The organism is Rubripirellula reticaptiva (genome assembly GCF_007860175.1).
Classification (GTDB): Bacteria; Planctomycetota; Planctomycetia; order Pirellulales; family Pirellulaceae; genus Rubripirellula; species Rubripirellula reticaptiva.
The window spans coordinates 110788-130565 of sequence record NZ_SJPX01000006.1; the positions used below are offsets into that span (position 1 = coordinate 110788).

The 19778-nt window shown below is 52.2% G+C and carries 11 protein-coding genes; 10 read left to right on the plus strand and 1 reads right to left on the minus strand.

Annotation, left to right across the window (positions count from 1 at the left end; genetic code table 11):
- Nucleotides 1-152 precede the first annotated feature (152 nt).
- The 6 genes from Poly59_RS25875 to Poly59_RS25900 all read left to right on the plus strand — a co-directional run bounded on the left by Poly59_RS25875 (nt 153) and on the right by Poly59_RS25900 (nt 9973).
- Nucleotides 153-374: a helix-turn-helix domain-containing protein gene (locus Poly59_RS25875; protein ID WP_146537019.1), complete on the plus strand. Its 222-nt coding sequence runs from the start codon at nt 153-155 to the stop codon at nt 372-374.
- 24 nt (nt 375-398) lie between these two features.
- A complete protein-coding gene (locus Poly59_RS25880; RefSeq protein WP_146537020.1) occupies nt 399-3077 on the plus strand; it encodes a site-specific DNA-methyltransferase in 2679 nt (892 codons plus the stop codon).
- 12 nt (nt 3078-3089) lie between these two features.
- Nucleotides 3090-4400 (plus strand): AAA family ATPase, encoded by a 1311-nt coding sequence (locus Poly59_RS25885; protein WP_146537021.1) that lies wholly within the window; start codon nt 3090-3092, stop codon nt 4398-4400.
- Nucleotides 4401-4941: 541 nt separating this feature from the next.
- On the plus strand, nt 4942-7767 hold the full coding sequence (locus Poly59_RS25890; RefSeq protein WP_146537022.1) for a BPTD_3080 family restriction endonuclease: 2826 nt from the start codon (nt 4942-4944) through the stop codon (nt 7765-7767).
- Nucleotides 7768-7865: 98 nt separating this feature from the next.
- Nucleotides 7866-8690 (plus strand): DUF5131 family protein, encoded by an 825-nt coding sequence (locus Poly59_RS25895; RefSeq protein ID WP_146537023.1) that lies wholly within the window; start codon nt 7866-7868, stop codon nt 8688-8690.
- Nucleotides 8691-8719: 29 nt separating this feature from the next.
- Nucleotides 8720-9973, plus strand: a complete 1254-nt coding sequence (locus Poly59_RS25900; RefSeq protein WP_186776526.1) for a three-Cys-motif partner protein TcmP — start codon at nt 8720-8722, stop codon at nt 9971-9973.
- A 41-nt stretch (nt 9974-10014) separates the two neighbouring features.
- On the opposite strand, the gene Poly59_RS25905 is transcribed toward Poly59_RS25900, so the two are convergent.
- Nucleotides 10015-11898 (minus strand): GmrSD restriction endonuclease domain-containing protein, encoded by a 1884-nt coding sequence (locus Poly59_RS25905; RefSeq protein ID WP_146537025.1) that lies wholly within the window; start codon nt 11896-11898, stop codon nt 10015-10017.
- A gap of 257 nt (nt 11899-12155) precedes the next feature.
- Here Poly59_RS25905 and Poly59_RS25910 point away from each other — a divergent pair, with 257 nt between their 5' ends.
- The 4 genes from Poly59_RS25910 (at nt 12156) to Poly59_RS25925 (ending at nt 19729) form a co-directional block, all read left to right on the plus strand.
- Nucleotides 12156-12500, plus strand: a complete 345-nt coding sequence (locus Poly59_RS25910; RefSeq protein WP_146537026.1) for a helix-turn-helix domain-containing protein — start codon at nt 12156-12158, stop codon at nt 12498-12500.
- 77 nt (nt 12501-12577) lie between these two features.
- The gene (locus Poly59_RS25915) at nt 12578-18508 is read left to right on the plus strand and encodes a DUF4011 domain-containing protein (RefSeq protein WP_146537027.1); all 5931 of its coding nucleotides are present in this window, start codon (nt 12578-12580) and stop codon (nt 18506-18508) included.
- Nucleotides 18501-19430 (plus strand): metallophosphoesterase, encoded by a 930-nt coding sequence (locus tag Poly59_RS25920; protein ID WP_146537028.1) that lies wholly within the window; start codon nt 18501-18503, stop codon nt 19428-19430. Before Poly59_RS25915 ends, Poly59_RS25920 begins: the two co-directional genes overlap by 8 nt.
- Complete coding sequence (locus Poly59_RS25925) at nt 19427-19729, plus strand: cyclic-phosphate processing receiver domain-containing protein (RefSeq protein ID WP_146537029.1); 303 nt, start codon at nt 19427-19429, stop codon at nt 19727-19729. The genes Poly59_RS25920 and Poly59_RS25925 overlap by 4 nt, the downstream gene beginning before the upstream one ends.
- Nucleotides 19730-19778 lie beyond the last annotated feature (49 nt).

Here is a 19778-nt window from a genome sequence, read left to right on the forward strand (position 1 = left end):
TGTATCCGAATCGTCAGCAACAAGTGCAAGTAGGTGCTGGCTCAAGCCTCAAGAAATTTGTGAAGTTGGAGGTTTGGTTCGTCCACTGTTGGAGTGCTGCCGGGTTTGGTAAGGTTTTGTAGGCCGGTGGTTCCGCGAGCGGAGAGGTCTCGATGACAAAGTTGAGTGAATTTCTGACGATTAAAGAAGCAGCCGAATACCTCGGCGTGTCGCAGAACACACTGCGCAACTGGGGACGTGATGGACGCATCAAGGAACGACGGCACCCAGTGAACCAGTATCGACTCTACGCTGAAGACGAGTTGAATCAGTTGCTACGGCAAGCTGACCGGCCGTGCAACGAAGCCAATCCCCGAAAACCGAAAAGCAAATAGCTCCATGTCAGGAATCTCGCTCTGATGGCGAAAAAGAAGGCAACCAAGAAAGCGGCGACAAAAAAGTCGTCCGCTGAATCGACAAAGGCGTCTGCGAAAAAGCAGATCGACTCGTACGCGCACACGGACAAGAAACGAGCGAATAATCCGCCCGTCGGTTTGGTGACTTCAGACAGTGAGCCAGTTAGGCCAACGCGGAAGACCTACCAATACGACCCACACCTTGATCCGCAATTGGTGTGGGCTGGCAAGGCCGAGCGAACGAGTTTCGATGTGCCAACCGTTTCATTGCACGTTCACGAGCGGATTGATCCAAAGGCCATCATCGCCGCCGTGCGAACAAACGGCGATCGCGCCAAGCCGGGTGATGGTAGAAATCGGCAGATGTCCTTGTTCGAGGAGCCGGCCTCATATCTACCGCTCCGCGATGCGCTCGACTTCTACAAGCATCCGCACGGCTGGACCAATCGACTTGTCGCAGGCGATTCGATGCTGGTGATGAATAGTCTTCTGGAAAAGGAGGGCATGGCTGGCAAAGTTCAGATGATCTACCTCGACCCGCCTTACGGCATCCGATACGGATCAAACTTCCAGCCGTTTGTGAATAAAAGGAATGTTCAGGATTCTCGAGATGAAGACCTTACACAGGAACCGGAAATGCTGAAGGCGTTTCGTGATACCTGGGAGGTAGGCATTCATAGCTACCTCACCTATCTGCGTGATCGCCTACTACTGTCTCGCGATTTGCTTACTGATACAGGAAGCGTATTTGTGCAAATTGGAGATGAGAACTTGCATCTTGTACGCGGGATACTTGATGAGGTTTTCGGCTCTAGAGCTTGTATCGGAACGATTAGCTTTGCAAAAACGGTTGGAGCAACATCAAAATATATTCCAGGTACGCTTGACTATTTGGTTTGGTATGCAAAAGACCCACAAGTATGCCGATACCGTCCTCTATTCCGTTTGAAAGAAGCAGGTGGAGAAGGTGCAACTGCCTATACCCAAATTGAACTAAGCGATGGAACTCGCCGACGGATGACCAGCGAAGAGAAGTCGGGAATCGAAGATCTGCCGAAAGACGCTCGCATATTCACAACGGGGGACCTTACATCATCGCGGGTTCGCCCCGGACGTACAGGTTATTTTTCTATAAAGTTTGATGGAGAAGAATTTCTTCCACCTAAGCGCGAATGGAGCACTCATCGAGACGGAGTCGAGCGACTTAAGTTGGCCAGCCGAATTGCACGCGCCGGGAGAGGCCTTGGCTACGTGCGATTCTTAGACGATTTTCCCGCAGTTCCTTTGACGAATCTATGGTCGGACACTCTCGGTCAGAATCAATTTGGGGGTGACAAGCAGTACGTTGTGCAAACAGGATTGAACGTTGTTAAGAGATGCATGCTCATGACAACGGACCCAGGTGATTTGGTTTTCGACCCTACTTGCGGGTCGGGCACAACAGCGTTTGTTGCCGAACAATGGGGGCGGCGTTGGATCACATGTGATACGTCCCGTGTTGCAATCACTCTCGCAAAGCAACGCCTAATGACAGCGGTTTTTGACTACTACACTCTAGCTCATCCCAACGAAGGTGTCGGGAGCGGATTCAAGTACAAGACTGTGCCGCACGTGACGCTGAAGTCGATTGCCAACAATCCTGAAATTGTTGAAGGAATGACACGTGAAGAGATTGATGCGGCTATTAAGAAATACTCAGACCAGGAAACGCTCTACGATCAACCCGAAGTCGATCGCAGCAAGGCACGCGTGACTGGCCCATTCACTTATGAGGCAGTTCCCGCCATCAACGTGCGCCCTATCGACGATCCAGATTCACATGGACCAATCGCTGACCCGATGCCCGCGGACCAGTCCATCACGCGCAGCGGTGCAACCTCGCGGCAAGACGAATGGCGTGACGAATTGGCTCGCACTGGTGTGCGTGGCAAAGGCGGCGCGAAGATTGAGTTTTCTCGTTTGGAGCCTTTGCCCGGCACTCGTTATTTGCATGCAATTGGCGAGACCAGGGACAAGGAAGCTCGCGCCGTCGCGGTTTCTTTCGGTCCCGAACACGCACCGATGGAACAACGCCACGTCGAATTAGCGTGGGAAGAAGCTCGCGGCCTCTTGCCCAAGCCGGAAGTCTTGCTGTTCGCCTCGTTCCACTTCGATCCCGAAGCGGCCAAGGACATCGACGAGCTGGATCCAAAGAAAGCTGGGATGCAGTTTTTGAAGCTTCAAATGAACACGGACTTGTTGACGGACGACTTGAAGAAGAAGCGTTCAAGCAACGAGAGTTTCTGGCTGGTCGGACAGCCAGACGTTACCTTGCGAAAAATTCATCGCGGCCAAGACACCGGTTTGTGGGAAGTCGAGGTACATGGTTTCGATTATTACAACCCAGGCAACGGCAAGATCGAATCGGGCGACACATCCCGTATTGCGATGTGGCTACTCGACACTGACTACGACGGCCGCAGTCTGCTGCCACGGCAGGTATTCTTCCCCATGGCTGGCGAGAAGGATGGCTGGAGCCGGTTGTCAAAGAATTTGAAAGCCGAGATCGACGAAGACCTGATTGAAGCCTATCGAGGCACTGTCTCTCTGGCCTTCGACCTGGGCAAGAACCGTCGTATCGCCGCGAAGATTATCGACGATCGCGGGATCGAATGTCTAAAAATCATCAACGTAGAAAATTGATGCCAGGGCAAAATGTTAAAGCAAATTGAATTAGAGAATTTCAGAGCGTTTGATGAGCGGGTCTATCTACGTCTACGCCCAATCACGGTCCTGATAGGTCGCAATAGCGCTGGAAAGTCGACCCTCATTAAATTTCTGTTGATGTTGCAGCAGTCGCTGTCAACTTCGGACGAAGACTTTCTTCGTACGGACGGTGATCGAGTCAAGCTCGGAAATTTCGCGCAGTTGAAGAACTCGCGTCGAAAGGCTGGCAGCCTGAAATTCGATTTGGATTACGAAACTACTGACTTGCCTGACGCGAAGGAGATGGCTCTTTTTCTTGGTGCGCGTACAATCAAGCGACTGTCCGATCCGCTAACCAAAGAGATCAAACTACAACTCACGATCCCACTTGAGTCCGACATCTCGCATGAGGAGGTCGCTCACGTGCGCGTCAGCGGCTTGGTCGCCTACCGATCTCGGAGCCGTATAGGTACTCATCGAGTAAAAGTAACGCTCGGTGACGAAAAAGTATTCGACGAGTTAGGACAACTTAGAAATCCGGAAGTCGGCCTACTTAAGTTTCCTGCTCGTTCATCGTCACCCGAAAAGGCGATTCTACGAGTTTTTTCAGATCGGTTTCTTTCTTCCATACGACATGAACTCTCGTCAATGCAACACTTAGAGGCGGTCCGTGAAGAATCGTCTCGAGTGATCCTGGTGTCCAATCCACCTGATGGCACAGTTGGGCAGCGTGGACAGTTTGCACTACCACATTTGCAATTACTCATGGCCAAGAAAGGGGAGGACGCTGACTTCGTCCAGACTCATTTGGAGGCGGTTGCCGATGTCATTAATCTACGTTTCAAGTCGGCAGGTCGCGGATTTGTCGCGCACGCCACTGCGATGAATCGGCGGACGCAGATGGAATCGTACCTTTCCGACTTTGGTTTTGGCGTTGGACAATGCTTGCCGATCATTGTCCAAGGTGCGATCGCTTCACCAGATACATTGCTGATGGTCGAACAGCCGGAGGCGCAATTGCACCCGACGGCACAACTCGCGATGGGTTCATACTTCGCCGATTTATGGAAGACGCGCGGCGTCCGTTCGCTAATCGAAACACATAGCTCTCAAATTATCCTGCGTTTGAGAACTCTTGTTGCCGAGGGAAGACTCGAGCCTTCCGATATCTCATTGGCCTTCGTCGATATCGATGAGAATAAGCGTCCCAGGATAACAAACTTAGACGTGGAGCCTGGCGGACGATTGCAAAAGGGACTGCCGATGGAGTTCTTTGGTGCGGATGTCCTTGAGAGCATGAAGCTGGGGGTCAAGAAATGAGCTGGCCACCAGGCAATCAAATTTTAATCGACACTAATGTGTTTAAGCATCTGTGTGATAAGAATGCCAAATACAATCCAGATGGGAACGTTGATAATCTGCTGTCGCGGCTACTTACGAGTGGCTGTCGACTGATTGTTGACGACCAAAACCTATTTCGAGAAGAGTTTGAACGAATCGTCGCACCGCAATTCGAGAGAGAGTTCGAAACTGAGCGAGAGGTTTACTTGCTTCGATACTGGGCCGACATCGGCAATCAAGATGAACAGGAAATCAAGAAGAACCAAGATCTAATCAAGGCGATTAGGCGAGTCATAATTGAGAATGAACGAACTGACATTGCGTACGTGTACTTAGCGTTTACGCACGGACGTGTTCTCGTTTCAAACGACGGTAATCATATAGTCCTCGGGCCACCAGCAAAGCAGCCAAGAGACGGTGATCGACGTACCAGATTAAGAAAGTACGCCAAAAGGCACATGAAGAAAGGCTGCGCAGTCTTGTTCTCCTATGAAGCGAATGCTTGCTTGGAGCCTATCTAATGCCTAAACGTAAGAATCGCTTAGGCGCTGGCGACCTGATCCTGAACACGCCTTTCGTTGAACCCGAACGTTACTGGAGTTACGATCGCCAGTACATGATCTTCACTCAAATCGAAGGTCGCAGGCCTGCGGGCTATGTCGTGGCTACTCCGAACGTTCAGGGGTTCAACGATCCGGGACAGTTTGTTGAACTGGAGCTGGTCAATCAGATCCGCCCGCGTGTTAAGGAATGGCGGGAAGCGAACTACCCCGGCGCGACTGGAATCACGCGCCGCTTGCTGGAACACTGGTACGATCCCGACCAACGCGAGGGGATGCGGTTCTTTTTTTGCCAACTTGAAGCGATTGAGACACTGATCTGGCTAACCGAAGCCACCGAGGCCGATAAGCAGGGGATCGACATCCCTAGCGATGGTGGGCCGTTTCCTCGCCTATGTGCCAAAATGGCCACGGGTAGCGGAAAGACGATCGTGATGGCGATGGTGATCGCATGGCAAACACTCAACAGAGTGACGTACTCGCAGGATTCGCGTTACTCCAAACACATCTTAGCAATCGCACCGGGTCTGACGGTTCGCAACCGCCTCGCGGTGCTCGTCCCCGATTCACCCGGCAACTACTTTGATCTCTTTCAAATCGTTCCACCAGCTCTGTACGACAAACTGCGACAGGCCAAGGTGGTGATTCATAATTGGCACAAGCTGGGCTGGGATACTGACGAACAGATTGCGAAGCGAAGAAGTGTCGACAAGCGAGGCGCGAAGAGCGATGAGGCGTACACACGAGAAGTCCTCGGTGAAATGGCGGCAGCTCGTAATCTGATCGTTCTCAATGACGAGGCTCACCATGCTTGGCGAGTGCCGGCTGGTTCATCGGTGCAAGGTGTTTCCAAAGATGATTTGGATTCGGCGACTAAATGGATCGAGGGGTTGGACCGGATTCACCGCTCCCGCAATCTCGTTCATTGCTTCGATTTTTCGGCGACGCCATATACGCCGTCGGGAAAGAAGAGTAGCGAGGACGCACTATTCGGATGGATCACCAGTGACTTTGGGTTGAACGATGCAATCGAATCGGGGCTGGTGAAGACTCCACGCGTTGTCGTGCGTGACAACGGAAAGTTAGATGCGGAGTACAAGAGTCGCTTCTACCACTTGTACCGTGACGATGACGTACAAGACGACTTCAATCGCAAGGCTCTCCCGCACGAGCCGTTGCCAGATATTGTCACTCAGGCTTACACGCTTCTCGGACAAGATTGGCTTGAGACACGCAAGGACTGGGAAAGCGTGGGGCATCCGGTGCCTCCGGTGTTGATAACAGTGGCCAACCGAACCGAAACTGCTGCGAGAATTAAGTACGCTTTTGATCATGAGAAGATCCTCATCACGGAGTTGTGTGATCCTGATCGAACGTTGCACATCGACTCCAGCGTGCTGAAGAAAGCTGAGTCGCAAGATCAGGCCACCGAACTAACACGTCCGCCAAGCGATGATGATGACGACGGGACCGCAAAGCCGCTTACGAAGCAACAACAAGCCGAGCTGCTTCGCTTGCAGGTAGATACGGTTGGCCAGGTAGGTAGACCCGGTGAACAATTGCAGAACGTAATTTCCGTCGGCATGTTGTCAGAGGGATGGGATGCGAAGACGGTAACCCACGTGATGGGGCTACGAGCGTTTTCGAGCCAACTGTTGTGTGAGCAGGTTGTTGGACGTGGCTTGCGACGGACTTCGTACGACATCAATCCAGAAACTGGGCAGTTTGAGCCGGAGTACGTGAATATTTTTGGCGTACCGTTCACATTTTTGCCGCATGAGGAGGGCGACGATACTCCTCCGCCACCACCCAAGCCTAAGACGCTCGTCGAACCTATTCGTGAACGCGAGCAAGAGTTTGGCATCACTTGGCCGAACGTCATCCGCATTGAACACGAGTATTCGCCTGAGTTGCATTTGGAGATCGCGAACGTTCCTGCTTTGGAGCTGAATCCGCGAGATACGCCGACTCACGCGGAATTGGCGGCGATCCTGGAAGGAAAGCCGAACATGGACGCGCTTTCTGAAATTGACTTGCGTAAACTTGGCGAGCGCCATCGATTACAGACAGTAGTGTTCAAGATGGCGCGAGATGTATTCGAGCAGATGCAGCCGAGTTGGAACGGAACACGAGAATCGCTTCTCTCGCAAGTCATCTCGATCGTTGACCGAGTCCTGCGTTCAGATCGTGTTCGCGCAAATAGTGAAAGCTACAATGAAGATCCATTGAAACGTCGAATTCTGCTGATCTTAAACATGAATCGGATCGTCCAACACATTTGGGAAGCCATTCGATTTGAGAATACAATGCGATTGACACCTGTTTTCGATTCGCATCGGCCACTGCTCAGCACGTCCGACATGCGACCTTGGTTTACTTCACGTCCCTGCGAAGTGACAAAGCGATCACACATCAATGTCGCCGTGTATGACAGCACCTGGGAAGGATCGGAAGCCTTTGAACTCGATCATTCCGAACTGGTGAATTCCTGGGTAAAGAACGATCATCTTGGGTTTGAAATTCTTTATGTGTATCGTGGCGTCGTGCGAAAGTATCGGCCGGACTTTTTGGTCCGTTTGGAGTGCGGAACGATGCTGATTATCGAGACGAAAGGTCAGGAGACTGACGAGTCGAAGGCCAAGCACCTTTTCTTGGACCAATGGGTCAAGGCAATCAATCAATCTCAAAGTTTTGGGTTCTGGGCTTGGACGTTGGTGAACGATTCAGCGAAAATTGGTTGGCATTTGGACGAATTTGCAGTGCCGAATCAGATCTCAAGTTGGTGAAGTATTGATGAGGTGACTTGGTTGTTGGAAAATATCGCATGTCCGTGACCAGACGTGTCATGGCGAAGCGGTATTCTGTTCTCCTGGAGGAGACAAAAATGTCAGAAATTGAGTGGACCGACGAAACCTGGAATCCGGTGACGGGCTGTACGCAGATCAGTCCCGGTTGCGAGAATTGCTATGCATTGCGGATGTCTCGCCGATTGCAGGCCATGGGACAACCCAACTACCGCAACGGTTTTGAGTTGACGACGCACGACCACGTCCTGGACAAACCGCTGTCATGGCGGAGTCCCCGAAAAGTGTTCGTGAACTCGATGAGCGATTTGTTTCATCGCGATGTGCCGATCGAGTTTGTCGAGCGCGTGCTGGATGTTTGCCGCCGTGCTCATTGGCACCAGTTTCAAATTCTAACGAAACGCTCGCAGCGATTGGCCAAGATTGCCAGCAAACTTGATTGGCCGACGAATGTCTGGATGGGTGTAAGCGTGGAGTCGCAGTCGTACACTTTTCGTGTCGACCATTTGCGGGAAGTTCCCGCTGAGGTTCGCTTCGTTTCATTTGAGCCTCTGATTGGTCCGGTCAATCAGGTAGATCTGCGAGGTATCCATTGGGCAATCGTTGGAGGTGAAAGTGGCCCGGGAGCGCGTCCTTCACACCCGGATTGGTTTCGGCGATTGCGAGATATCTGTGAGAAATCGGATACCGCATTTTTCTTTAAGCAATACGGCGATTACGCCCCGGCTCCCGCGGGTACTGACGAAAAACGACTAGTTCGGATCGGCAAAATGGGTAACATCCGCGACCCTGAAGATTCAAAGCAACGAAAAACGGATGCTACTGTCGTCCGAATGGGCAAGGGCCGTGCTGGCCGAACACTGGACGGTAAAACGTGGGATGCATATCCTATTGAGGTTAGCTAAACAGCCATCTAAACGAACCGGAGGGAATCGTGGTCAAATCCAAGGACGCTTTTTCATGGACAGACGGCAAACGGCCCGTCTGCCCAATCCATAGCCAAGTGAAACTAGATATTCTTCGGAGTTACATTGAGGCGTATTTTTCTACGGTCGCCGCAAACCCAGTCATTCCCGCCGTCAACATTCATTTTGTGGACGCTTTTGCTGGCGGAGGAATCTTCACGGATCCGATTACGCGAGGACCGATTTCCGGCTCGCCGTTCGTAATGCTCAACACAGTTCACGGATCACAACAGACGATCAATGCTGGTCGAACTACGAATAAGTTGGAGATCCGCGCCAAATACCATTTTGCAGATTTGAGTCGCTCTGCGATCAGTGAGCTAACTCGTGGCATTCAAGCATCCGAGTACGCGCCGCTTCTTGGCACCGGTGATATTCAAGTTGATCGTATGGCCTTTGATGAGTACTTGCCGCGTTTGCTGCAACGTATTCCTTCGCACGAGAAGACAAAAGCGATTTTCTTCCTGGATCAATGCGGCTGGAATATCGCTACGTTAGATCATTGCAACGCGATCCTCCGGCATCTGCCGAAGGCTGAGATCATTTGGAACATCAGCGTCGAATCATTGGCTATGTTTGCGAACGACAATCCTGACTTCCGTAAGGGTATTAAGCGATTTGGAGTCGATCTTGGTGATGCGTTTACGAACCAAGCGTCCTTCAATCATTTCAGCGATTGGCGAAAAGCGCTAGTTGCAATTTTTCTCGATGCAATTCGCAAGGGGTGCGTCGCAAAATACGTCAGTCCTTTCATGGTGCAACATGATGGCTGGGGTTACTGGCTTTTGCATCTCAGCAATCATCCCCAAGCCAACAACGTAATGAAAGCGACGCACTGGCTTCATCAAAACAATTCACTGCACGAGGGTTTTGCTGGCTTGAAGATGCTCGAATTCAATCGAAATAACTTCAATCAAGCAACGATGTTCCGTTTCGATCAAGCCGCTTCCGAAGCGACTCAGGAAGCGTTGGTGGAACAGTTATGCCCAAGAATCAGCGAAATGGGTGGTGAAACGACCGTCGAGCAATTGATCGAATCCGTCGCGAACGAAACTCCAGCGGACCGAAGCAGGCTATATTTGGCGCTGGATGCGCTACGATCTGATGGCGAGCTTCGCATACGCGGGCCCAAAGATGAGAAGCGACAAAAGACTCCTCAGTCGCAAAACGACAGACTGATTCTTAACACTACTAAGCAACGATTCTTTGTCGGCTTCGGCTGATACCAATTCGTGCTGGAAGTGGCAAACGAACATCGTCGAACTTACAGTCCTTCGACTTCAGATTCGTCGTCACCTACTTCGATTTCGAGTTCGTTTGTTCCGTGGTCTAGTACGACGGTCTTCCCAATTGCGTCACCGATCAAGCTGGACAGTGCAGTCATTCGGGCATCGAAAAAACCTTGGAAGTCGTCTGCTCGTAGGTAGCTTGGCTCGATCAAATGCGAGTGCAGCAATTCGTCCAAATCAACTGACGAGATGCCAGACCTCTTTTCAATTTTGGCGAGATAAACTGAAGGTGCAACGCCACCGATGATGATGTTCGACTTCTTTGAAAGTGGGGTTTTGTTGATGATGCTGTCGTAAACCTTCTTGTCGATTCCTTGTTTTACGCACCAATCACGAGGGAAGATGTGATGCACATCCATTTTGCTCTCAAAGAACGTCATTAGCTCAACTGACTTCCCGTGGATGAAGTCGCGACAACCGTGCCGCATTAGCAAGGCGTGAATCGCCTTATAGGCTGCTGACATACGCCCTCTCAGCGAACGCAGCCGATCCTGCTGGAAGATGGCGTCACCGATGGTCTGTGGGACGGGGCCATTGCCTTGAATCCAAGGAACCAGTTCATGAAGATCTCTGGCCATTCGAGTTTCTGAGCCACCGCCGTAAAGCTCACCGAGAGCGCCGGCCCAAAACCATCGTGTGATCTTTTCTTTCGCTGGGAGAGTGTCGGCGTGTTTTCCAAGCGTTGCAAATAGCGATGCAAGTGCGTTGACCTGTGACGAATAGGGTACGTCACGCTCGCTAATGATCTTTTGCTCGTTTAAGAATTCGGCCGTCGCGATGAAGCCTCGTTCGACGGCTGGCTGATGTTTGCTGAACGCGGTGAGCGGCAATCCGAGTAGCGCTTGTCGATTGCAGGAGATTTGCGGCAATTCTTTTCCGGCGGCACCCGCTGCTTCCTTTTCCAAGCGGAGTTCCCGCGTATGCAACAGCGTGCAGGACTGGATAAAGTCCGTGTTCTCGATTGGCCGAAGCACGCGACGCGGAAAGTCACCTCCGACGAGTCGCTTCTTTATCCCGGGGTTCAAATCCTTCTTTTTCTTGTTCGGTTTTGGTGCCTCGCCACTCCATGCTTCACGCAGATCAAATTTGCTAGATGCATAGACTGCTGTGAGCAACTCAAACGCATCGAGCTTCTTGCCCCCGACGTTCACCTTCTCGAACACCAAGCAGATCGCTTCTCGGCTGTTTGATTTGTCAAGTCTGATGATTGGCATCTTGTAGCGTTCGATACGTTCGAGGACCTGGCGGTAGAAATCTTTCTCCAGGTCAACAACGTCACGATCCTGCGGTTTCCAGTAATCACGCCATCCGTAGAACCAGTCCTTGCTGTCAAAAGACTGATCCAATGGGAACATGTCATTTGCGTATTCGAGCTCCGGGCTTGAAACGTCGAGAGAAACGTCCTTGCCAAAATTGGTCCGCAAGACTCGATCAGCAGGGACTCCTACGATGGCCTCGTAGAGATCGGCGTCTCCATTGATAGATCGTTTGATGTCGATGTAGTAATGGCGTTCGACCTGCACCTTCTTCTTGTTTTGCAGCGTTGTACGGACTGCTGATTTTGAAAACGTGCATTGATACAGTGACGTGATCCGCTGCTGGCCGTCGAGCAACAGCTCTGATGGTTCAACGTCCTTCTCTGGGACACCCGCGATCAGGCGGGGCTTAAAAGCGACTTCGCTTCCAGTTTGAAGCGTGAGCAAAGCGCCAACCGGAAAACCCTTGGCAATGGAAGCAACGAGACTACGGACGTCCTCGTCGGTCCAGACATAACTGCGTTGGAAATCAGGAAGTTGAAGTTTGCCGGCATCTGCATCTCGCAAAATGTCCTTGAGGTCTTCTTTGGTTGAATCGAACATGAAGTCGCTTTTGCTGTCTAGTGATTCGGATTCTTTGATTCCTTTTCGTTTTCGGATGAAAGCCGCAATTTTACTTGTGCATTCTTCCCGCACGCTTCTTTGCGATCTGCCAATCGAGAGTACAGAGTGGAATCGTCAACGCAATCGGACACTTCATCGCTAAGCGATCCGTACTGCTTGACCTAAAAGTCCCAAGAGCATAGGTTCTTTAGAGGGGGGCGGCAATCATAGGTAGGTCGTCTATTGGAGAAGCGATAATGAATTTTGGCGATCGTGTGCGACTTCTACGCGTGCAGCGTTCATTAACTCAAGCGACATTGGCTGAGCGACTAGACGTCAGCATCTCATACATCAGCAAGGTGGAACGTGGTCGCCTGCATTTCGGCGATTATCCATCAGAGAAGTTCATTCACAAGTTGGCCATCGAGTTAAAAGCGGATGAAGATGAATTATTGATGTTGGCCGACAAGGTGCCCCTTTCAATCCGCGAGCGAATTCGTGAGAGACCGGAAGTCTTTCGCGTGGTCGCGAATATGGACGACGATCAAATTGATCGACTGATGGGCCAATTCAGTGGCGAACCGCCGAAGTCAGTTCGGTAGTCACTCCTTTGTCGAAGCATGATGCTCAGCGTATTGGACAAATTACTACGACAACGTTGACTGTGCACCGAGACTGAATGAGTACCGTAAACCTTCACGATGAAATCGAGCGTTTTCGCGAACGACTGCTGGACCTTAGCCTTCGCAATCCACTGCTGAGCTATCGCAAGAGCAAGCGGCGGACACTGCAGGTAGTCAACGAACTTCCTGACGTGATGTACGAGCGACTGATTGAGTCAGGAAAGCCGTTCATTTTTGACTTTGCGCCTGATCCGCCAAAGAAGAAGACCGAGGACGTTGATCAACTCGCCACTTCTCTGCAGGACGGTTCCGGAGGTAGTGCAGATAAGACGTTGGCGACGGCGACTGGTGTTTCGACCACCGCCGTGGACCCCAAGACACTAGCAACCAATAGGCTGGGGTCTGGTTCGCACAGCAGCGATGAAGAAGCGAAGAAGTATCCAATTCTCTTGCCCGAGATGTCGAGCGAGCGACTGGGGCGCAATAAGGCACTGTTTGACGACAAGTTGCAAACGAATCTGACGCAGGAAAGGTTGAATTCGACTCTGAGGTATATGCAGCGCGAGGCTCGCACCGCGATGCAAGAAACAGGGATCAATTACCTATTCCTGGCAATTGGCTTCCTGGCTTGGAAGGAATCCGATAGTTCGGACAAGGTTCGGCTTGCCCCGTTGATCCTGATTCCCGTGAGGATTGAAAAAGTCTCGCGCAGCGGAGGAGAGCCTCGATTTACAATCGAGTGGGATGAGGACGAGGTTCAATTCAACTTGAGCTTGCAAAAGAAGCTTGCTCGCGACTTCGATCTCACACTTCCAGATTTGCCCGAAGGGGCAAAACCCGAAGAGTATTTCCGGGAACTCCAGAAGGCGATCAAATCAAAACCAGAGTGGAGTATTCGCCGTGAGGCGGTGCTGGGGTTTTTCTCGTTCCACAAGCTTTCGATGTATGCAGACATCGACCCGGCGAACTGGGATTTGACCGTCGGATCCGAGTCCGCCACCATCATCGAACAATTGATTTGTGGTGGTGATGGCACGAATGGCGATCGGGAGATCGATGAAGCGACGCTTTATGCGCCAGATTACGATGTCGATCGAAACTCAACCGCAGCGGATCTGATTTTGTCGTTGGATGCGGATAGTTCCCAGCAATCGGCGCTCGTTGACATTCGATCGGGTCGAAACTTGGTCATCGAGGGGCCGCCGGGCACTGGGAAGTCTCAGACCATTACGAATGCGATCGCCGATGCCATTGGAGCAGGCAAGACCGTTTTGTTCGTAGCGGAAAAGTTGGCGGCGTTGCAGGTCGTGCATGATCGCATGACAGCGTTGGGGCTCGATGACTTTTGCCTTGAGCTCCACAGTGATGCAGCGTCACCGAGACAGGTATTCGAGTCGTTGCGAGATCGGATGGGGGCCGAATATCCGTCTCCCAAGGAGCTCGACGGAACGCGAGAGTCGCTTGCTGGGCTACGCGATCGGCTGAACCACTACGTTTCTGAAATGGCAGCGCCCGCCGGTCCATGTGGGGATGCGTTGTACGACATGCTCTGGAAGATTGTTGCGTTGCGCGGCCAAGGTGCGACATTTCATCGAGCGGCTGTTCAGCGGATGCCACGAGATCGCAATGCAATGCAATATGCGATTTCTGAATTGAATGTGTTCGCGAATGTCTTGCTGGAGACTCCGAATCCGAAACAGTGGGTATGGTGGGGATTTTTTCCCGAGGCATACGCGTTTCGACAGTCGGATGAAATCCAGTCATGTATCCATGACATTGAAGAACGGTCTCGCACCGTTCTTTCGAGTGCTACCGAGTTGGGGCAAGATTGGGGAATGGCACCGGACGAAACCTACTTCGCCGCGGATCGACTTGATATCGACGCCATTCGCAGTTTCGTCGATCGCACGCCGCCGGCCACTGCCAACCTGGCCGCCGAACTTGTCGATGAACAGAAATACCGGGCGTGCAAAGGCTTGCTGTCTTTGCTGCACGCTCGCACCGCTGCCGCAACACGACTTAAGTCGGAGTTTGGCGTTGCGGTGGCGTCGCTTCAGGAGAAATGCACCACGATTGCGCCGATGTTAGCGTTGGGTATTGTTACGCTTGACGATTCAATCGAGGACGCTGGCAATGCTCTGAATTGGTGCAAGGAACTGCGGCAGTCAATCGTCGAACTAAAATCCAATTTGGACATCTTGAGTCAGGTGGGAATCCCGCCAAGTGACATGCTCGAGGATTTGAGTCGCTGTATCAAATTGGTGCAATTGGTTCAGCACCCAATCGTCGCCGATCCCGCATCCGTCACGAAACCGATGTTTGATCCGAATGCCATTGAACATTTGCGAGCTGCCTACAAAGAAAACAATGCCCTTCTGTTGGCAAAGCAGAAGGCCAACGAAAAACTTGATGCGATCGTTTCTGGTTCCACTTGCGATGTCGCACAGACTGACAGCAAGCTCGGAGAGCTGGATTCATCGCTAGAGGCATTTCGAAGCATTGCGGGAACAGAGCATACACTCACCGACGTTGCTGAAATTGCACGCTGGTCGGCAATCGCGGAGAGCGCAACCGACGTGATCATCGACGTCGGCGGGCGCATGGATCTACCGGGCGTTTCCCGACCGTCGAACTTCGATGCGTTCGCGAAAGCGTCCACTCTTGTTCAGCTGGCGCGACACCGTGTTGTGGCTGAGCCGAATTGCCTTCGTGCGCCGATGTTTCGCAGCGAAGGACGAAATACGTTTCAACAAGCGAACCGGGTTGCCGAAGATCTTCTTGCAAGACGTCAGACGCTCAAGGAATCGTTTCACATGTCCTCGGTTCCCGAGGCCACCGAAGTCACAAAGATCGCGAAGACGCTGAGGCGTCATCGGCGATCTTGGTTAAAGGTGCTCAGCGGAGAATACCGATCAGCACGAGCCAATTTAGATGAGTTTGCAGCCGTCGGTGTCAAACGCAAACTGAACGACTGGATACGAGCGTTGGAGGACTTGGAAGTACTGTCCAACGAGGAGAATGAGTTTAGTTCGCGAGAGGACTTGGAGGCAGTCTTTGGAGATGGCTTTCGGGGCGTCGATACCGATTGGGAAACACTGAGATTGCGTTTCGATTGGGTGCATACCGCCACGCAGCATGGGATGGATTACGCATCTGCCTGTTCGATACTGACTGAAAAGTCGAGTCTCTTGCCGGATGTTTCCAATGTTGATCTGAAACAGGCTGAGAGTGGATTCGTTTCGGCATGGGCAGAGACGACCTCTGTTTCGACAAAAGTTGCCGACGGTAACGCAAAGCAGGTGCCTCTCGAGCTGTTGAAACGAAGGGTTGGTCTCTGGGCTGCAGCGGCGAAGGACCTTTCGGCGATTGCTTCTGAATTGAAGCTGCCAAAAGATTGGACGCTTGCACGGATGATGGAACTGATTGTCGCGTTACGTGAACGTGCGAAAGTCGATGCGATAACAAACGCATTCAGCGACAATCCCGAACACCGGCTTCGGCTCGGTTCAATGTTTAGCGGGCAAGCTACTGATTGGAAGCAACTTCAAATGGCCGTGAACTGGTCTAGCACGGCTCGCAGTGCCGGTGCGGACCACGAGAGAATCACTTCTTTGTTCGCAAGTCGCGCCGAAGAGTTGGCCCGCTTCGATGTAAAGGAATCGCTCGCGGGGGCAAAGCGAATTGCGGGACTGTTTGAATCGGCCCCAAAAGGTGAGTCGTCATCAAAACGCTATCAAGGCATGAATTATGAAGAGTTGGGAAGTTCGCTTGAATCGGCGATCGACTGCCTTGAATCCGGATGCCGAGATGCAATCGAAATAGGGAACAGCCCGCAAGTGAGGATATCGGCGCTGGCACAACAGGTTGAACTATCTGATCGGTTTAGCGTCAGTGATGGCGAGATCGGCGATAACGATCGCTGGGGCCTTCTAAAATTGAGCGGCGTCTATCAAAACGTAATCACTTCGCCAGTAGAGATTGATTCAGTTTTAGGTTGGATTTCCGATGGACGCTCGCTGCTGAGCGAGACTCCCGAAGCAATTCGCGAGCGAATGATCGCCAGTGCGGACGTGGAAGCAATGACAGAGTTGTGCGATCGGATCCGGCTTCATCGGGAATGCGTGAAAAGTGTGTCTGATGCTCGCCAACGGCTTGCTACTTTTGGTCGCTTGGATTCGTCATGGTTGTCGGTGGAGATACCATCCATTCTCGCTGGTGAAACCACGGACCGTGCGCAGACGCTTGGGCAGAAGCTTGATGAACTTCCAGCCTGGTCGAAGTTCTGTCGATCCTTGGATGAGTGTTCGCGTCTTCACCTTGGCGACTTCGCTGAGCTAGCAATCAATGGTGTCATCGAGCCTGGCTTAATGTCAGCGTCGTACGAACTGTCGGTTTTCGAGATCGCTGCTGAAAGGGCCTTCGAGGAATCAGAGGCGTTGCGACATGGCTCCGGTCAAACGATGGACGGACTGCGCGAGGAGTTTCAGTTCTACGATCGTGAGCTCCGAGACCTTGGGAAGAATGAGATTGCTTCTCGGGCCGCCGACCGCCCCGTGCCATCTGGCAATTCTAAAGGTCGTGTTGGCGAACTGACGGAGCTTGCGTTGATTCGACATGAATCTCAAAAGCAGCGGCGGCATTGTCGAATTCGTGACTTGATGCAACGGGCCGGAACTGCGGTGCAGGCACTTAAGCCGTGTCTGATGATGAGTCCACTTTCCGTGTCACGATTCATTTCAGAAAGTACCGTCGAGTTTGACATGGTGATCATGGATGAGGCATCGCAAATCAAACCAGAAGATGCAATCGGGACGATTCTAAGAGCGAAACAGCTCGTCGTGGTTGGGGATCCCAAGCAGCTTCCGCCGACATCTTTTTTCGATCGGACGGAGGAAGATCTCGACGATGATGAGTCAACGCAGTTGGACAATACCGAATCCGTACTTGAGGCTGCGATGAAAGTATTTCAGCCGTTCCGGCGGCTGCGATGGCATTATCGAAGTAAGCACGAAAGTCTGATTCGGTTTTCCAATTCGCGGTTCTACGACAACGACTTGGTTGTCTTTCCGTCTCCAAGTGGCGACCCAGAAGCGTATGGTATTCGACACGTGTTTGTCGAAGATGCAACCTGCACGAGTGGATTAAACATGAAGGAGGCCGCCGCAGTCGTCGAAGAGATCGTTCGCCACGCGATCTCGCGTCCAGATGAATCATTGGGCATCGGCACTTTCAATAAGAAACAGGCGGAGATGATTTCGGAGCTTTTGGAAAAGCGTTGTGAGAAGGACGCGGCAGCCGCGATTGCGGTGGAGCGATTGAAGCAAGGCGAAGAAGAACTGTTCATCAAAAATCTGGAGAACCTGCAGGGGGATGAACGTGATGTGATTTTCGTTTGCTACACCTACGGCAAGGATCCAGCAAGTAAACGATTGATGCAACGCTTCGGTCCCATCAACTCGGAAAAGGGATGGCGTCGCCTGAATGTTTTGATCACTCGGTCGCGTCACCGCATGGTTGTTTTTTCATCGTTTCATCCCGGTGATATTCAAGGCGGTCCAGAAAAGAGTCGCGGGGTGAACGCATACAAGGATTTCCTCAGCTACGCGATCTCTGGGACGATTGATGACGGCGGCACGGTTGCAGGCAAAGCTCCCGACTCTCCCTTCGAAATTGCGGTTTGTCGAACGATTGAGCAGATGGGCCTCGAGGCAGTTCCCCAGGTGGGAGTCGCTGGCTTTTTCATCGACATCGGTGTGCGTCGCCGGGATGGTGACCGTTCATTCTTGCTTGGAGTCGAATGCGACGGAGCAACCTATCACTCAGCAAGGAGCGCACGAGATCGAGATCGCCTGCGTGAAGAGATCATTCGATCCCGCGGTTGGGAGATTCACCGAATTTGGTCGACAGATTGGTTCCTCAATCAGAAAGCCGAAGAGGAGAAATTGAAGCAGTCGATTCTCAATGTGACTGACGATCTTTATGAGTAAGCGATTCGACATCATCGGTGATATCCACGGACACGCCAATGTACTTGTCTCATTGCTGGAAAAACTGGGGTATCGACGGCATGGCAAAGGCTACCGCCATTCGGATCGGAAAGTCATTTTCGTTGGTGACTTCGTGGATCGGGGACCAGCAATCGGAGAAGTTGTCGAGATTGCTCGGGCGATGGTGGAGGCGAGGGATGCTTTGGCGGTGATGGGGAATCATGAGTACAACGCGATTGCGTTTCATACTCCGCGACCGGGGAAGCAGGGAGAATGGTTTCGGCCTCATTCGGACAAGAACTTGAAGCAGCATCAGGCCACGCTGGATCAGTTGTCGCCGGGCGAACTTGCCGATGCGATATCTTGGTTCAAAACGCTGCCGGTTGCGATTGAAATCGTTGGAATTCGTGTGGCTCATGCATCGTGGCAGACGCGGGACATTGACAGCATTAACGATGCGTTGGCCGACGCGGGCCGATTCACGCCTGAATTTCTAGCGATGTCGGAAGATGCCGGCAGCGATTTGAACAACGCAATCGAGAATGTATTGAAAGGTCCGGAGCTACAGATGCCAGATGGACACTCGATTGTCGATAAGGCTGGACACCGGCGAGGCTCGGTGCGGATCAAATGGTATGAGGACGGTACTGGACTCACCTATCGTCAGCATCACCTTGGCAGCGACGATGTTCCTGATGTTGAGATTGCGACTGACGATCTGGCGACCGTTGACATCTACCCGCGTGACGCAGTGCCGGTGTTTGTTGGCCACTATTGGCTAACTGGTACGCCGACGCCACTGGCGGCCAACGTCGCTTGCACAGACTACTCCGTGGCGAAGGGCGGCAAGTTGGTTGCCTACCGCTGGCATGGCGAGTCCGTGCTCAGTGCCGACAAGTTTCATTGGGTCGAAACCGAATGAAAGTCTATCTCGACGATGAACGAACGACGCCCGAGGGTTGGCACCGAGTCTATTGGCCCGATGAAGCCATCGAGTTATTGAAAACCGGCACGGCCACCGACCTCAGCCTGGATCACGATCTTGGCGATGACGATCGCGGGACCGGATACGACGTCGCCCTCTGGATCGAAGAACAGGTCGCGTTGCACGGCTTCGTTCCACCAGCGATGAAGGTTCACTCGGCGAATGTGTCGGCACGGACAAAGATGGAAAACGGGATTCGCGCAATCGAGGCGATGGTGAGGAAACGTGATGGCTGATGATGTCGGCAGATGTCCATTTTGTGAATTGAATGCAGCGGATGTCGTT

Coding starts and splice junctions, on each gene's coding strand:
- Poly59_RS25905 (WP_146537025.1), bottom strand. CDS start 11,898: ATGTTCGATTCAACCAAAGAAGACCTCAAGGACATTTTGCGAGATGCA.
- Poly59_RS25885 (WP_146537021.1), top strand. CDS start 3,090: ATGTTAAAGCAAATTGAATTAGAGAATTTCAGAGCGTTTGATGAGCGG.
- Poly59_RS25915 (WP_146537027.1), top strand. CDS start 12,578: ATGAGTACCGTAAACCTTCACGATGAAATCGAGCGTTTTCGCGAACGA.
- Poly59_RS25880 (WP_146537020.1), top strand. CDS start 399: ATGGCGAAAAAGAAGGCAACCAAGAAAGCGGCGACAAAAAAGTCGTCC.
- Poly59_RS25910 (WP_146537026.1), top strand. CDS start 12,156: ATGAATTTTGGCGATCGTGTGCGACTTCTACGCGTGCAGCGTTCATTA.
- Poly59_RS25875 (WP_146537019.1), top strand. CDS start 153: ATGACAAAGTTGAGTGAATTTCTGACGATTAAAGAAGCAGCCGAATAC.
- Poly59_RS25920 (WP_146537028.1), top strand. CDS start 18,501: ATGAGTAAGCGATTCGACATCATCGGTGATATCCACGGACACGCCAAT.
- Poly59_RS25890 (WP_146537022.1), top strand. CDS start 4,942: ATGCCTAAACGTAAGAATCGCTTAGGCGCTGGCGACCTGATCCTGAAC.
- Poly59_RS25895 (WP_146537023.1), top strand. CDS start 7,866: ATGTCAGAAATTGAGTGGACCGACGAAACCTGGAATCCGGTGACGGGC.
- Poly59_RS25925 (WP_146537029.1), top strand. CDS start 19,427: ATGAAAGTCTATCTCGACGATGAACGAACGACGCCCGAGGGTTGGCAC.